Below are 16,126 nucleotides of genomic sequence, written 5' to 3'. Positions count from 1 at the left end.
TTTTATTTAGCCCGAATGAGTCAGAAAGAAGAAGCAATTAATAGATAACAAACACAGCAGAAGTAGAATTTTAATATTTTTATAAGGTCTCACTTGCGTAAAGTTTTGTAATCTCGTTATAGTCTAGCTTCTAATATAGAGGAGTTAAACTGTGAAAAAAATAATAGGAATATTTTTATTTTCCTTGATATTAGTTGGTTGTGGTAAATCGGCAGAAGATATTGCAAAAGAAAAGCAAGCTCAAGAACAGGCACTTAAAATTAAACAAGAACAAGAGAGAAAATTAAAAGAACAAGCTGAACTTAAAAAAGTTGAGGATGCTGTTCGCTATTATCTTAAAGATGGTGATTCTGCGAAATTTAGAAATGTTATTAAAAATTGTGGTGAGGTAAATGCCAAAAACTCATGGGGTGCTTATACAGGTTTCTCCAGATTTATAGTTAAATCAGATAAACAAGTAATCTTTGATGGACCTGATAATTACTATTTTGATAGTTTGGTAAAGCTATATTGCCATAAAGATTACTTAGCTAAGTTCCCAGTAGAAACAAGTGAAGAGATAGCAATTGATGCATCTCCAACAGAACAAATATCCGGTGTGGCTGCTGAGGCGGCAGCGGGAGAAACTTTAGAAAATGGAACAAGATCAGTTAGTAAACCTAAGAAAGAGGAGGTAGCTGTTGAGGAATTAACTACTGAAGATACAACGTCAGATAATGGTAGTTCTGAAAATTATTAAAATTTAGGAGCTAAGGTATTATCTTGATATTTTAAGATTTTAAAAGATAATTTTTCGTTTTTGAAATACTGAGAAGAATATCTTTGCTTTAATTGGTTTAGGCTCGGAAAATTTAAAGGTGGAAAGCAGTGGGTCAAGGTAAAAGTGTTAAGTTATTTTTGGCTGATGGAACACCTAATGGAATTTTAACAGCCGAAATTATTAACTGGACAGGACATGTACTTTCTGCCCCTCGTAGTAAATTGGCCGAGTTGATCCAGCGTGAAGAATGTACAAAAACAGGTGTATATTTCCTCATTAGCCATGATCCAGAAAATCCATTATATCCAAGAGTGTACATTGGGGAGTCGGATGATGTTGCTAATCGTTTAAAACAACATAATCGAACAGAAGAGAGTGGAGGAAAAGATTTCTGGGAAAAGGTTTGTCTAATTACAAGTAAAGACCAGAATTTAACTAAATCTCATATCAAATATCTTGAAAGTCGTCTGATGGATATTGCTAAGCAAAATGGACAATGTCAGCTCGAAAATGGTACAGCACATAGTTATAGCCGTTTACCAGAGTCGGATATTGCTGATATGGAATTTTTTTTAGAGCAAATACAAATTGTTTTGCCTGTATTAGGCTATGATTTTCTCAAAGATTTAAAAAGACCTAGCTATCAACAATACTTATCAAAAACACATAGTTTTGTAGAACCTGAGATTGATAAAACAGCAAACTTTTATTTATCTAGTCGTGAAGTAGATGCTAAAGCACAAGAAATAGATGGAGAGTTTTTTGTTCTGAAAGGTTCTCAAGTAAAAAGAGTATCCTCTTCTATTTTTAATTATACAAAATTGCGTAACTATTTAATTGAAAATGGAATTATTGACTCTAAAGATTTTACTTTTAACCAAGATTATTTGTTTAGTAGCCCGTCTGCAGCATCTGGTGTAATTCAAGGCCGTTCATCAAATGGACGAAAAGAGTGGAAAGAAATAAATACTCATTTAACTTATGCAGAATGGCAGCAAAAACAAGTAGATAGTGTCTAATTTGATATAGGAGAGAAGATAAACTTTAAATTAATGAAATTTTTTTCTTCTCAGGCCCCCGTGCCACAACAGAACTTTAATTTTTTGCGCTGATTTAAAGTCATCCACCATTGCGACACAGAGATAAGGGAGCTAAGCCAAACGCTTAGCCCATGTCTTCTTTATCGCACCGCCGCATTACACTAAAAAAAGTAGGGGCAAAGTCCTGTGGGAGAGCAGGACTTTGCAAACTGACATGTTCTAGACGTTGCATGAGCTTATGCGAATACACTTGTTCAAGTCGTTGGTAAATACAGTCGCAACTGGCTTGGGTGTGCCCACCAGACAGACAAATTTCTTCAAAATCCTGCTGAGTGTGAATGTCGCAACCAGAAACACCGTAATCGCCTATTAAAAGGCTTAAAGCCAAAATAGGTTTATAAAGTTTCATATTATTCTCGTGATAATTTTCACTAAGTTATTAATAAAAAATAAGCCGCATATATTTAAAGTATTAAAATCATTTAAAAGGGAATAGTTAACCCGCCTGAAATACAGGAAAATAAAATGATTAAAATTTTAAAATAAAATTATTTATAAATTTAAAATATTTTAGGTGAGAGAAAGCCTAAATTTTAAATAAATAAAATTACGAGAGAGGATCGGGGTTTAATATAAAAAAGGTCATGGTCAACTCCTAGAATGTATGGAGCTCTACCACCAAAGATCACCGTCAATTGATTATGGTGGTAGAACGGAAGAGGGTTGACAGACTGGGTATACAAACCAGCACGCGCAAGCGCGTCCCCCTCCCGTCCTACCGCAACGGTAAGGGGGAGGTGCAAGTTGCGCACAAGTCTCATACTCAGGGAGTATTTACCTGATACGCTGTATACTCGGTCTGTCAAAACCGACTGGCAATGTAGGCCAGCGAGACCATAATAATCATAAGTTTTTAACAGGTCAATTCAATTTAAATAAAATATTATAAAAAATTAAAATATAAATTTATATTTTAATTAAACTCAAAAGTTTATCTATTTAAGTGGCTAAATTAATAAAGATAATAAAGTTAAACTAAACTTTTAGCCTGTTCTTAAAATGTATGGCGGTAATTAATAAATACACGGTGCTGGTCCCAATATTTATGAGTCATACCATTTATTTTTTCACCTAGGTTTGCATTTTCAAAAATTCAAATCAGAAATAAAAGTTTAAAAAATCTTGATTGAAGCTTTGTAGGCATCTGTAGTAGTTTGCTTAATTTCTCCTCTAATTCAATCTATCTAAATATAGCTTTAAAAATAAGCAAAAGATTAAGAGGGACGACATGTATTGCCGCTGAGCATATATGGCTATAGCATTTCAAAAGTATTTCTAACACAATACGCATCGAAGAAATTTGAGGTTCAACATTGTGATCACAGGCGAGATTAAAAGTAAAATTGACCAAATTTGGAATGCTTTCTGGAGTGGTGGAATTTCTAACCCTCTAGAAGTCATGGAGCAAATGACATATTTACTGTTTATTCGCCGTCTTGATGAAATTCAAACTACAAAAGAAAGAAAGGCAAATCGTCTTAAGACTGCTGTTGAACAACCAATTTTTAAACCAGAGCAAGATCACTTACGTTGGTCTAAACTTATTCATTTAGGTGATCCAGCTAAGTTATATAAAACGGTTGAAGAAGAAGTCTTTCCTTTTATTAAAAACTTAGGTCGTGATGATGACACTACTTATAGTCATCACATGAAAGATGCTCGTTTTACTATTCCTAATCCTGCATTATTAACTAAAGTGATTGACCTTTTGGCAGAAGTGCCAATGGATGATAAAGACACTAAAGGTGATGTTTACGAGTATATGCTCGGTAAGATTGCTTCAGCAGGTCAGAATGGGCAGTTCCGGACACCTCGTCATATTATTAAAATGATTGTGGAGCTCATGCAGCCTAAGCCTACCGATACTATTTGTGACCCAGCTTGTGGTACGGCCGGTTTTCTTGTGGCAGGAAGTGAATACCTTAGCCAACATTACAGTACCGAGATTTTTGCTAACTCTGAAGCAGTAAAACGCTTTAGTGAAGAAACTTTCTTTGGTTATGACTTTGACAGTACCATGCTTCGAATTGGTTCAATGAACATGATGCTACATGGGGTCGAAAACCCAAGTATCGAAAACCGTGATTCATTAAGTGAAGCACATTCACATATTGAAAGTAAGTACAGCCTAATTCTTGCTAACCCTCCATTTGCGGGTAGTTTGGACTACGAAAGCTGTGCCAAAAATATTCAGGCGATTGTTAAAACCAAAAAGACTGAATTGCTGTTTTTAGCTTTGTTCTTACGCTTGCTTAAAACAGGTGGGCGCGCTGCGGTGATTGTGCCTGATGGTGTGTTATTTGGTTCATCTAAAGCGCATAAAGATTTGCGTCAAAAGATTGTAGAAGAGCAAAAGCTCGAAGCGATTATTTCGATGCCATCTGGTGTGTTTAAACCATATGCAGGTGTTTCCACTGCAATTATGATTTTTACTAAAACTGAATCTGGTGGTACAGATAAAGTTTGGTTCTATGACATGCAGGCAGATGGTTATTCACTTGATGATAAACGTAATGAACTAGATGCTTCTAAGCATGAAAATAATAATATTCCTGACATTATTGCTCGTTTCCATAACTTGGCATCGGAATCAGGTCGTAAAGCGACAGAGCAAAGTTTTTTGGTGGATAAAGCCGCTATTGCTGCCAATGGTTATGATCTGTCGATTAACCGTTATAAAGAAGTGGTGTATGAGCAAGTGGAATATGAAGCACCAAGCAAGATTCTGGCGGATTTAGAAGTGCTTGAGCAAGATATTATTAAAGGAATGGCTGCGCTTAAGGAGATGCTTAAGTGATATCTAAACCATATACTTTAGATGAGTTATGTATTTTTATTCGGAATGGCAAATCCGTTAAACAATCGAAAGATGTAGATGGTTTACCTATTACTCGTATTGAAACTATTGCAAATCAAACAATTGATTTCAATAGAGTTGGTTATGCTAGTTTGTCAGAGGAAGGAGGTAAAAGTCACCTATTAGAATATGGTGATATTTTATTTAGTCATATTAATAGTTTAGAGCATTTATGCAAAACTGCTATTTATACGGGATTTCCTGAAAAACTCGTTCATGGCATGAATCTATTATGTTTTCGCCCAAATCCTCAACTAATTTTTCCTCAATACCTTTTACATCTTTTAAGATCATCAAGAATTAGAACCTCATTGCTACAGTTTGCAAATAAATCAGTAAATCAAGCAAGTATCTCAGCAGGAAATTTAAAATCTTTTAAAGTAAAGATTCCACCACTTGAAGAACAACGCCGAATTGCGTCTATTTTAGATCAAGCAGATGAGTTACGCCGAAAACGTCAACAAGCGATTGAAAAGTTAGATCAGCTTTTACAAGCCACGTTTATTGATATGTTTGGTGATCCTGTGAGTAATCCTAAAGGATGGGATTTAATAAAACTGTCTGAAGTTTGTTCGAAAATAACAGTGGGGATCGTAGTTAAGCCAGCTTCTTATTATGTTGAATCAGGTGTACCTGCAATACGATCTTTAAATATTGGAATCAATAAAATTATTAAAGAGAAGTTTGTTTATTTCACAGAAGATGATAATAATTCAATTTTGAAAAAAACCAAATTGTTAGCTGGTGATGTGGTTACTGTACGGTCTGGTCAACCAGGCAAATCTGCTGTAATTGAACAAGATATGGAAGGCTGTAACGCTATTGATGTTCTTATTACACGAACAGATAACTCTAAATTGCTTCCAGAGTTTTTGAGTTTCTTTTTAAATTCAGATGCTGGTAAGCAGCTGGTCATGAAAGAACAACGTGGTCAAGTACAAAAACATTTAAATGTTTCACAACTTGCAGATGCAATTATTCCTTTACCACCGATTGATTTACAAAAGAATTTCTTCGTAAATTTAGGTGAAATTTACGGTATTATTGATAAAGCTTTTAATGCAAAAAATTTAACCGATAATTTATTTAGCTCACTACAAAACCAAGCATTTAACGGAACTTTATAAATATTTATTTCAAGATTTGAGGGTATATACATGAGTAATTTCTCATTCCTAGAACCTGACTTTAGCAGTTTGGCTATTACTGCCAAAGAAGCTGAAAAGCTCGTGTATATTTCACCTCAAGCTTCCTTGATGTGTGCCCGAAACTCTTTAGAAAACTTGGTGTTTTGGTTATATCAATATGATAAAAAATTAAACCAGCCTTACGATGCTTCTATTTATAACTTACTTAATGATGTTAAGTTTAAAGACCTTGTCCCGCCCTATATTTGGGACAAAATGGACAACATCCGCATGGTCGGCAATAGTGCCGTACATGGAAAAAAGTTTAAACAACTAACTACCGAAGAAACTGTAAAACACATCAGCCATTTATTTTTAATTTATGTCTGGTTCGAACGTAATTATGGTTCACCTTCAAAAGATCGTTCACAGCCGATTTTATTTAACCCAAAATTAATCCCAAATATTGACAGCACTCAGCAAATTGCAGCTAATAAAGAGCAATTACAAAAAGAAGCTGAAGCGAAAGAAAAGGAGTTTGCTGAAAGACACAAGGCGCTACGTGAACGTGAACAAAAACTCTTTGAGCAATCTGCAAGTTTAGAAGAACGCGAAAAATTACTTGCTAATATTGATGCGGACCTTGCTCAGAAACGAGCTGAAGTTGAACAAGCCAAAATTGCGAATAGTCAGATTCTAGACCATACCGACTATAAAGAAGACGAAACCCGTAAACTTAAAATTGACTTACTTCTTGAAGAGGCAGGTTGGGAAATTGGCAACACCGTACGCGAAGAAGTACCAGTTACAGGTATGCCAAACTCATCAGGTAAAGGCTCAGTTGATTATGTGCTTTATGATGCTGATGGCTTACCCTTAGCGCTTGTTGAAGCAAAACGTACATCTGTCAATCCTGATATTGGACAACAACAAGCAAAGCTTTATGCGGATTGTTTAGAACAACAAACAGGGCAACGGCCTGTAATTTTCTATACCAATGGTTACAAAACTCGAATTTGGAACGATGTGCAGGGCGGCCCGCCACGATTAGTCCATGGATTTTATACTCAGGCAGAGCTTAAACGGCTTATTGAGCGACGTAAGAATAATCCTGATTTAAGCAGCTTCCCCATCAATACAGAAATTGTAGAACGCTACTATCAGACTCGCGCGATTAAAGCCATGCTGGCAGCATTCCAACGTAAAGAACGTGCTGGTTTGCTCATCATGGCAACAGGTACAGGAAAAACTCGTACATCGATTGCCTTAGTTGATGTATTGATGAAAGCTAATGTGGTACAAAAAGTACTTTTCCTTGCTGATAGAACATCATTAGTCAATCAAGCAACCAATGCTTTTAAAGCCAATTTACCCGATGCTGCACCAGTAAACTTAGTCGATAGTAAGAACCAAAACGGACGAGTTTATCTTTCTACCTATCACACAATGATGGGCCTGATTGATGAAATGAATGCAGATGGAACCCGTAAATACGGTACAGGTATGTTTGACCTGATTATTGTTGATGAAGCACACCGTAGTGTTTATCAAAAATTTGGTGAGATTTTTAACTACTTTGACAGTTTATTAGTTGGTTTAACTGCAACACCGCGAGATGAAGTGGATCGTGATACTTATGCATTGTTTGGTTTAGAAAGTGGTGTCCCAACCGATTACTACGATCTCGATCAAGCTATTGCTGATGGTTATCTAGTACCACCAAAGGCCTATTCAGTTCCTCTTAAATTCATGCGTGAAGGCGTGAAATATGATGAACTTTCAGAAGAAGAAAAACAGCATTGGATTGAATTGGACTGGGAAGGGGGAGATGTACCGGAAGAGGTTTCAGCATCCAAACTTAATAAAGAACTATTTAATACGGGTACAGTCGATAAGATGCTTCGACACTTAATGGAAAATGGCATTAAGGTAGAAGGTGGTGATCGGTTAGGAAAAACAATTATTTTCGCCGTAAATCAAAATCATGCTAATTTCATTGCCGAGCGCTTCGACAAAAATTATCCGCAATATGATGGTAAATTTGCACGTGTAATTACTCACGCAACTAAGTACGCGCAAAGTTTAATTGATGGTTTTAGTAAAAAAGACCTACCAGACCCGCAAATAGCTATATCTGTGGATATGCTTGATACAGGTATTGATGTACCTGAAGTGGTTAATCTGGTGTTCTTTAAAGCGGTACGTTCTAAAGTCAAATTTATGCAAATGATTGGGCGAGGTACACGACTGTGTAAAGAGTTATTTGCACCAGAACAAGATAAAAAAGAATTTTATATTTTCGATTATTGCTCAAACTTTGAATATTTTAATGAAAACCCGGAAGGTGCTCCAGTTTCTACGACTGAACCGTTGGGACAGCGATTATTTAAAGCACGATTAAATATTTTAAGTTTATTGAATACCAAAGATTTTGACACTGAAGAACTAAAAGCAGTACAGCAAGATATTCGTCAAAGCTTACAGACAGAAGTAAAATCGATGAACAATGAGAATTTCATTGTGCGGTCTGAACTCGAATATGTTGAACATTTCAAAGATGATGATGCTTGGAATAATTTAGATGACCTATCTATGGGCATATTACGTGAGCATATTTCAAAATTACCAAATGAGCTTGAGGCTGAAACCTTAGAAGCAAAGTTATTTGATATGTTGTGCTATAACCTTGAACTTGCAGTATTAGCAAAGAACAATAAAGCAATTCAAACGTATGCTAATAAAGTGATTGAAGTTGCATCTAAGCTCGAGACTAAAGAAAATATTCCTGTTGTTGCTGCACAAATCACTTTAATTCAAGAAATTCAAACTGCTGAATATTGGAAAGATATTACACTTCCAATGCTTGAATCGATGCGTAAACGTATTCGTGGCTTGGTAAAACTGATAGAAAAATCCACCTCTACCATTGTTTATTCCATGCTAGATGATGAAATTGGTAATGCAGTAGAAATTGATATTCCTGTCGTCTCTAGCGGTGTCAATCTTGCGCAATATCGTAAGCGTGTTGAAAATTTTATTAAGGCAAATGAAAACCATATTACTATCGCAAAATTAAAACGTGGCCTAGCATTAACTCCGACTGACTTAATTGAGTTAGAGCGTTTTGTCTTTGAAGCGCAAGAAGTCGAGAGTAAAGAAAAATTTGAAAAGTGTTTTGGTACAGAAAAGTCTTTAACTCTCTTTATCCGTTCTCTAGTGGGTTTAGATCGGCAGGCAGTACAAGAGGCATTTTCAAATTATTTACATGGCACTACATATAACGAAAAACAAATCCGTTTTGTAGGGATGATTATTGACCATTTAACTATGCGTGGAACTTTAGAAGCGTCTCAACTTTATGAACCTCCGTTCAATCAAATTCACTATGAAGGTATTGATGGGGTGTTTGCTGATAGGGATGCTGACAAGATATTTGGTGTTGTTGAAGCATTTAATCAAAGTGCGGTAGCGTAATATTTTTAGTTAAAAAATCATGATTACGACCAGTGCTTTTACATAGTTATAATCATGATTTTGCAACCTAAACGTTTAACCTATTCTTAAAATGTATAACGGTAATTAATAAATACTCGGTGCTGGTCCCAATCTTTACGGGTCATGCCATTTATTTTTTCACCTAGGTTTGCATTTTCAAACTTTGATTCATAATGCAAAAATGAATAACGCACATCTAAGTTTTTTACCCACGGCAAGGCATAACTCACCGTAAAGTCAAAGTAACGCTCTTTACCCTCAATATCACTGCTAATGTTACTTTGGTGCGCGCCAAAGCCATAAATATACTTCGCCTCGGTTTTTAAACCTTTCACGTAGTCTTTCCAGTTATATTTCAGGCGAAGGGCAACGGCGGTTTCATCGTTATTGGTAAAGTCGGGGCCAATGGTCGCAGAGGTCGGAAACGGGTTGGTGCCGTGATCTTGCGTTAAAACCGAGTTGCGGGCGGAGTGCACGGCAAAGTTATCTTCAATCCAAAAACCATCAAGCTTTGAAACGGCAATGCCACCTTCGAGATTATTCTTAGCCACATTTACATCGACAAAATAACCATTGCCACGGTTGTTAATGTCTTGGCCTTTGACACAGTCCAACTCGGTTTCGGCACCGCATTTAAACAGCTTACCATCGTCACGCGAGAAAAAAGCACCTGTGTTGAAGGTCCACACAAGGCCATGCATCGGCAATTTATATTGAGCAATCGCCCCATACTTTTTTAAATAATCTTTGCTATTTAAATACTCGGCATTCAGGCTCCAGTTTTTGTACTGATATTTGGCGCCAAGCAAACCGACATAATCAATGCGCTCGTCATTTTCAGTCACCAGTTTTTCAAAACTATCTATGCTGCGTGGTTTCCAGCGGTCATAGTAAGCAATGTAAGTCTGTAGCTGATCATTCAATTGAAACTGACCACTCGCACCCGAAAAAGTATCGGGCACCGCGCGGTTATTGGTGCTTTTAAGTAACAGTGAGTCTTGCAACTGGCGGCCTAATTTAATTTCACCTTTATCACCCAGTTTTGCTTTGATGTAGAGCTGCCCAAAAGTTGCAAAGTTTTGATCAAGTTTGCCGTTATTTTCAACCTCTAAAAGCTGAGCGCTAGGCTTGCCAGAGTCAAATAACTTGGTGACTGCATAGAGTGAACCATCTACCCCAAGCCAGTCCCACAAGTAAGGTGACTGATAATTTAACTCAAGGCCTAAGGCACTTTGTTCATATTCACTCGATGAAGGCGAAGGGTTTGCAAGCGTGGGGTGGGCAGTGCCTTCATCGTTCCAGTAACGGGTGTTAAGCTTTAATTCTAACTTGCCAAATTCTTGAGGAAGTTCTGCATAAGCGTTGTTTACACTGCCTAAGCCAATACAGCCCCATAGCAAATATTTATTCATTTTAAATTCCTTTTTTAAGCATGAATAAGCCCTTTGCCTAACGCTGGGTTAGGCAAGCTTTTTATGAAATGGATGAATTAAGGAGAGAGTTTTTCGAGTACTTGGCCTTTGGTTTCAATGGCAAACAAGAAGGTCACAAGGCCACCAATGAGCGCCACAACCGCCAGCACACTAAACACATATTGAATGCCATAGCCACCAACAACGAGACCCACCATAACAGGCCCAATCGCAGAGCCGGCACGGAGCCAAGCGGTACTAAATCCAATGCCCATTGCACGTAGGCGAGTTGGGTAAAGTTCAGCAGCGTAAAGGTATAAAGAGAATGAAATGGTCTGCAAAATGGCATAGCTAATCGTTGCGAAAATTACAACTTCCATCGCCGATTTTGCGCCTAAAACCGAGAGACTCATGAGTGGAATGATCGCCAAGAAAAACGCTGCACTGTACCAAGGGCGGCGGCCAACTTTATCAATCATTAACGCACAGATAATAGAGGCAATTACACCCACGCCCGAAGTAATCCAGCCATAACCCAAACTGGTTTGAAGTGACAGGCCAAAGTGTTGTTTGTAGAGAGATGGCAGCCAAGTCACCATGGCATTGTTCACCATATATACGCAAAACCACATGCCCCACAGGGTAAAGGTCCGTTTGCGGTAAATGCCACGGAACAGCTCACGCCAGTCGGTTTTTGCCATGCCTTGCGGATTAATTTCTTTAACGACAGGTTCAGGCAAAGGTTTACCGCTTTTAATAGCACCATCTTCAAAGCTTTTAACCACTTGATCGGCTTCTTTAAAACGGCCTTTGGAAGCAAGCCAGCGTGGTGACTCAGGCAAGAAAAACCGTAAAGGAATCACCAGTAAAGATGGAACTAAGCCCACAATAAACATGACTTTCCAGCCGTAAATTGGCATCAGGAAAAATGCTGCCATGCCTGCAAACATAAGACCAAGTGGGAATAAAACTTCATAAAGCAAGAAAAACTTACCGCGCTTTTCTGCACCAATAAACTCATTAATATAGGCACTCGCAACAGGCACTTCGCCACCTGTACCAACACCTTGCAAGAAACGGAAAATTAACAGCGACATTCCGCTCCAAGCAAACAGACAAGCAATGTCCATTGCCACAAACAGTAAAATGGTAAAAGACAGCACTTTTAAACGACCGACTTTTTCGGCAAGAGAACCAAAAAAGATCGCACCGACCAGTTGCCCAACATAGCCCGCGGCAATGATCGCACCGACATAGGCAGGCGTCAGGTGCCATTCGGTAATGAGTTGGGGTAAAGCAAAGGCAATTGCAAGAACAGTATAAGCGTCAAAAAAGGTCGCTATACCAATGGTAATACGCATAAATTGCAATCGACCAGTGACGGGTAGCCGTTCAAGTCTTGCAATAATTTCCGCATTTTTTTGATGATGACTAATTTGTTCTACATCCGCTAGATTTGTCATCTTCTATCTCCTTATTACTACATTCCTCGTAGTTTTTTTGTTCTATTTCGCACTACCTGTTCACCACAGTTTGCATGCTTTTTATTATTGTTTTTAAGAGACATGCCCGATGTTTTGCCTCAGGCAGCGTACAGGAAAAAAAGGCTAGCGTACATGCTAGCCCGAATAGAATTTAAGCAACGGCTTGCGTTAAATCGACCTTGCCAATTCCGGCTTGACGCATTGCATCATGAATTTCTTGCTCAGCACCATCTGCCAGTGGAAGCAGTGGCGAACGCACAGTGGCATGGTCCAAAATTCCGCGAGCAACCAATGCATGTTTAAGCGCGACCGTGCCTTCCATGTGTGAACCGCGGTGATAAACATTGCGAGTCACTGGTAATAATTGGTCGTGAATCGCACGAGCTTTAGCGTAATCTTTGGCTTTGCCTGCTTTAATCATTTCAATTAACAGTTCAGGGGCAATGTTGCCATAGCCAACCAAAGCACCGTCTACATCAAACATGGTGTGAAGCAAATATTCATCGTGGCACGTCAACACCTGTAAGTCTGGGCGTTCACGGCGAATAATCGGAATTTCCACATCCCAGCGGCGCATGTTACGCACACCATTTTTCATGGCAAACACACCTGGCTGTGCAGAAATATCGAGTAGAGTCTCTAGGTCGTAAGTGGCCTTCGTTGCATCTGGATATTGGAATAAAATAGATGGCAAACCACTTTCTTCATAAATCGCTTTATAGCGGTCTTGTGGTGCGCCTTTTTGATAGCCAAAACGCAACCAACCATGTGAAGGGTAAATTAAACCTGCCGAAGCACCAGCGCTGACTGCACGTTTTGCTTCTTCTGCTGCAACCGAAGTACCTTCGAGCGTAATCCCAGCGATTACGGGAATTTTGTCATCTACCGATTTAACAAAGCTTTCGATGACCTGCATTTGTTCTTTTTGCGACAAGAATGTTCCTTCACCTGCATGCCCAAGAACAACCAAGCCTTTCACACCATCAATACTGCCTAACCATGAACCTAAACGTTGAATTGCATTATGGTCTACTTGTCCGTCACGGGTAAAAGGAGTCACAGGTGCTGGGGTTAATCCACGTAAATCTAAACTCATAATCGTACTTCCTATACAGTGTAATTAAATATTCTCTGGTTCTTAATCTGACTTAAATCGTGTTGTAGAGAACATGATTGGAGTATAGAAATAGGTGAGCTATGTAGGAATTACCAATTCTTGAATTTCAGTTATACTGAAAATGTATAGCTCAAAATACTGCCTATTTACGATTTAGGAAGAATCGATGAATTATGAATTATGGAAAATATTTTTAGATGCGGTGGAACTCGGTAGCTTAAGTAAAGTCGCCATGCTGCATAACACCAACCAACCGCAAATCAGTCGGCAAATGAACGAACTTGAGGCCCAATGTGGCGGTCGTTTGTTTAACCGAACTGGACGCGGCGTCGAACTCACCGATTTAGGCCAGCATTTACTTCCTAAAATTCGTTCATGGCTGAACGTAACCGATCAACTCAATAATGAAATTTTGCACTCGACCGATACCCCAATTGGTACGGTGCGCATAGCCAGTTTGCCGTCTACTGCACATCCGTTGTTATCGACCCTCTATAAAGTGCTTCAAGAGAAATATCCCCTAATTAAACTGTCGGTGCGTGAAGGACAAGGGGTACATTTAGAAAAATGGCTTGAAGATGGCAGCGTTGATTTAGCCATACTCTATCGGTTCAACCCAACGCCTAAACATGGCGATGTTTACCTTTCCGAAGCCGATACTTATTTGGTCGGCTGTGAAGGAGATATGCTCACTCAGGCCAATGAGGTCGAATTTAAAAAGGTAAGTCAGTTACCGCTGGTCACGTTTTGCAGGCCAAGTAACTGGCGGAACTTTTTAGACCACATGGCTTATGAAAATGGGGTAGAGCTGAATATTGTGTTTGAAGCGGACTCAATTAGTTTGCAAACCCATTTGGTTTCCGAGTCTCGCATGTACACCATGTTGGGGCCGCAAGCGTTAAAGAAGGCCAGCCAATACACCCCAATTCAAGCTGCAAAAATTATTAACCCTGCGCTCAAGCGTTATATTTCTTTGTCTATTTCTAAACATGGCTATTTAACACCTGCGTGTAAAGCGGTGATGGAAGAAATTAGAAATCTTGCCGATTTACTTTAAGAGAAGTGCAGCAAAGCGAGCGGGTAATTAATTCAATTTATTAAACAGTGATTTAAGTTTTACTTGAATTATTGCTTGACTTGTTTAAATGATAATTATTATCATTTATAAGTTCCTTGTTTTGAGTCCAATTGCTGTGAACAAAACTTCTTTGCTTGTAGATCAGTTATATAGAAGTCACCAAAGCTGGCTTCACCAATGGTTGAGACAAAAATTAGGTAATACTGATCAGGCCGCAGATCTGGTTCAGGACACATTTATTAAACTGCTACAAACCCGAGACGAGCTATTCGGCATTAAGGAACCGCGCGCCTATTTGACGTCGATTGCTAAAAACCTGCTCATTGACCAAGTGCGCCGTAAACGCATTGAACAGGCCTATTTAGATGGCTTGAGTCAAATGGAATATATGCTTGACGCAGTGGCTTCACCCGAAGACCAGATGCAAATTATTCAAGCGATTAACCAGCTTTGCAAAGCACTCGAAGGCGTTTCTGAAAAAGCACAGCAAGCTTTTATTTTGCATTACCTCGAAGGCTATACCCATAAAGAAATTGCCGAACGTTTAAATGTGTCGACCAAAATGATTCAAAAATATTTGGCGAGCTGTTTAATTCAGTGCTACCAAAACAGACAAGACATGGACGCTTACATTTAAATGGCCATGGATAAAAGCAAGCATCACCAACTGGTTGAAGAAGCCGCGCATTGGATTGTTCAACTGAGTTCAGATGATGAAAGCTCACGAAAAACCGCCAAACAAAAATTTGAAGAGTGGAAAAAAACCAGTGAGCAACATCGCCAAGTGGCTGCCGATATTGAACAGTGTATTGGATCAATTCAAAAACTTTCTCAAACCAGCGGACATAAAAAAGTTACTAAAGTCGCTCTTAAAGCTGGCCTAAGCTCAGGAAAAACCTATAAACATTTACGTGCAGGAACAGCTTTTGCCGTTGTGTTTGTTGCCATGAGTGGGGCGTTATTTTATTTAACTGAAACCACTGTGGCCTATGTTACGGCCGACATTCAAGGGCAATCGGGGCAGTGGACCACGCAAACCTTAACAGATGGCTCACGTTTAATTTTACGTGGTAAAAGTGCAGTTAATCTTGATTTTAAAACCAACCAGCGAGTGGTTGAGCTGGTGCAAGGTCAAATTTATGTCGATGTTGCCAAAGATAAGACTAGACCGTTTTTGGTCAAAACCAGTCATGGACAAATTCAGGCACTCGGCACAGCTTTTAGCGTCAGTTATGACCCCTCAGCAACCGAGCTCAACATGTTGCACTCGAAGGTAAAAGTAGAAGCCACGCAAGTTAAAACCACTCAATTGCATGCGACTCGTCAGGCTATTGTCGAGGCAGGTCAAGCCATTAAAATGGACAAAAATGGCGTACAAAAACTGCCTGCACTGAATGTTTATAACGAACAACAAAAATGGCAAAAGCATCAACTCATGGTAGAAAACTTGCCACTGAATCAAGTGCTACAAGAGCTAGACCGCAACTACAAAGGCAAAATTATTTTTAATGATGCGGCACTGCAACATGTGCGAGTCAATGCTGTGTTGCCTTTAGACCAAACCACAGAATCACTTAAGCTTTTGGCTACGGTTTTTCCTGACCTGAAAATTAAGCAAATCACGCCGTTTGTGGTCATGGTTTCTTTAAAATAATAAAAAATTAAATTTATTTTCGATTTTAGGTTCCACTTTTTT

Annotated in this window: 12 protein-coding genes and 1 pseudogene; 8 read left to right on the top strand and 5 right to left on the bottom strand. The window is 38.7% G+C overall.

All coding sequences use genetic code 11. The annotated features are described in order from the left end of the window. The first annotated feature begins 151 nt into the window (after positions 1-151). Together MJX77_RS00965 and MJX77_RS00960 are read left to right on the top strand one after the other, a co-directional pair. The gene (locus MJX77_RS00965) at positions 152-739 is read left to right on the top strand and encodes a hypothetical protein (protein WP_252060357.1); all 588 of its coding nucleotides are present in this window, start codon (positions 152-154) and stop codon (positions 737-739) included. A gap of 128 nt (positions 740-867) precedes the next feature. Further along, positions 868-1,779: a GIY-YIG nuclease family protein gene (locus MJX77_RS00960; protein ID WP_252060356.1), complete on the top strand. Its 912-nt coding sequence runs from the start codon at positions 868-870 to the stop codon at positions 1,777-1,779. A 145-nt stretch (positions 1,780-1,924) separates the two neighbouring features. Here MJX77_RS00960 and MJX77_RS00955 read toward each other — a convergent pair whose 3' ends face one another. After that, complete coding sequence (locus tag MJX77_RS00955) at positions 1,925-2,209, bottom strand: hypothetical protein (RefSeq protein ID WP_004794079.1); 285 nt, start codon at positions 2,207-2,209, stop codon at positions 1,925-1,927. A 645-nt stretch (positions 2,210-2,854) separates the two neighbouring features. Continuing rightward, positions 2,855-2,950, bottom strand: a pseudogene (locus MJX77_RS19380) (hypothetical protein); the annotation flags it as partial. A 225-nt stretch (positions 2,951-3,175) separates the two neighbouring features. On the opposite strand from MJX77_RS19380, the gene MJX77_RS00950 reads away from it, so the two are divergent. Genes MJX77_RS00950 through MJX77_RS00940 form a run of 3 tightly spaced genes read left to right on the top strand, consistent with a single transcriptional unit; the run spans position 3,176 to position 9,318 of the window. Beyond that, entirely contained in the window at positions 3,176-4,657 is a 1,482-nt protein-coding gene (locus MJX77_RS00950) for a type I restriction-modification system subunit M (RefSeq protein ID WP_252060355.1), read from the top strand. Next, a complete protein-coding gene (locus MJX77_RS00945) occupies positions 4,654-5,844 on the top strand; it encodes a restriction endonuclease subunit S (protein WP_252060354.1) in 1,191 nt (396 codons plus the stop codon). Before MJX77_RS00950 ends, MJX77_RS00945 begins: the two co-directional genes overlap by 4 nt. A 30-nt stretch (positions 5,845-5,874) precedes the next feature. After that, the gene (locus MJX77_RS00940; protein ID WP_252060353.1) at positions 5,875-9,318 is read left to right on the top strand and encodes a DEAD/DEAH box helicase family protein; all 3,444 of its coding nucleotides are present in this window, start codon (positions 5,875-5,877) and stop codon (positions 9,316-9,318) included. Between the two features lie 86 nt (positions 9,319-9,404). On the opposite strand, the gene MJX77_RS00935 is transcribed toward MJX77_RS00940, so the two are convergent. The 3 genes from MJX77_RS00935 to MJX77_RS00925 form a co-directional block, all read right to left on the bottom strand. Beyond that, the gene (locus MJX77_RS00935) at positions 9,405-10,751 is read right to left on the bottom strand and encodes an OprD family outer membrane porin (protein ID WP_252060352.1); all 1,347 of its coding nucleotides are present in this window, start codon (positions 10,749-10,751) and stop codon (positions 9,405-9,407) included. Between the two features lie 77 nt (positions 10,752-10,828). Next, positions 10,829-12,214, bottom strand: a complete 1,386-nt coding sequence (locus tag MJX77_RS00930) for an MFS transporter (RefSeq protein ID WP_252060350.1) — start codon at positions 12,212-12,214, stop codon at positions 10,829-10,831. 172 nt (positions 12,215-12,386) lie between these two features. After that, complete coding sequence (locus MJX77_RS00925; RefSeq protein ID WP_000050879.1) at positions 12,387-13,331, bottom strand: dihydrodipicolinate synthase family protein; 945 nt, start codon at positions 13,329-13,331, stop codon at positions 12,387-12,389. A 187-nt stretch (positions 13,332-13,518) separates the two neighbouring features. Between MJX77_RS00925 and MJX77_RS00920 the strand changes: the two genes are divergently transcribed. The 3 genes from MJX77_RS00920 to MJX77_RS00910 all read left to right on the top strand — a co-directional run bounded on the left by MJX77_RS00920 (position 13,519) and on the right by MJX77_RS00910 (position 16,084). After that, positions 13,519-14,409: a LysR family transcriptional regulator gene (locus MJX77_RS00920; protein WP_252060348.1), complete on the top strand. Its 891-nt coding sequence runs from the start codon at positions 13,519-13,521 to the stop codon at positions 14,407-14,409. A 136-nt stretch (positions 14,410-14,545) separates the two neighbouring features. Further along, positions 14,546-15,067 (top strand): sigma-70 family RNA polymerase sigma factor, encoded by a 522-nt coding sequence (locus tag MJX77_RS00915; protein WP_114212174.1) that lies wholly within the window; start codon positions 14,546-14,548, stop codon positions 15,065-15,067. Next, a complete protein-coding gene (locus MJX77_RS00910) occupies positions 15,068-16,084 on the top strand; it encodes a FecR family protein (RefSeq protein WP_252060346.1) in 1,017 nt (338 codons plus the stop codon). It abuts the gene before it with no gap. Positions 16,085-16,126: the final 42 nt, after the last annotated feature.

Origin of the sequence: Acinetobacter sp. AHP123, from assembly GCF_023757925.1 — a bacterium.
Taxonomy (GTDB): Bacteria; Pseudomonadota; Gammaproteobacteria; order Pseudomonadales; family Moraxellaceae; genus Acinetobacter; species Acinetobacter oleivorans.
Note: the sequence above shows the minus strand (reverse complement) of the source record. Positions and strands in the feature narration are given on the sequence as shown.

Bases quoted from the DNA above. Each gene is read 5' to 3' on its own strand.
- MJX77_RS00955 (WP_004794079.1), bottom strand. From the start codon at position 2,209: ATGAAACTTTATAAACCTATTTTGGCTTTAAGCCTTTTAATAGGCGAT.
- MJX77_RS00940 (WP_252060353.1), top strand. From the start codon at position 5,875: ATGAGTAATTTCTCATTCCTAGAACCTGACTTTAGCAGTTTGGCTATT.
- MJX77_RS00935 (WP_252060352.1), bottom strand. From the start codon at position 10,751: ATGAATAAATATTTGCTATGGGGCTGTATTGGCTTAGGCAGTGTAAAC.
- MJX77_RS00930 (WP_252060350.1), bottom strand. From the start codon at position 12,214: ATGACAAATCTAGCGGATGTAGAACAAATTAGTCATCATCAAAAAAAT.
- MJX77_RS00925 (WP_000050879.1), bottom strand. From the start codon at position 13,331: ATGAGTTTAGATTTACGTGGATTAACCCCAGCACCTGTGACTCCTTTT.
- MJX77_RS00920 (WP_252060348.1), top strand. From the start codon at position 13,519: ATGAATTATGAATTATGGAAAATATTTTTAGATGCGGTGGAACTCGGT.
- MJX77_RS00910 (WP_252060346.1), top strand. From the start codon at position 15,068: ATGGCCATGGATAAAAGCAAGCATCACCAACTGGTTGAAGAAGCCGCG.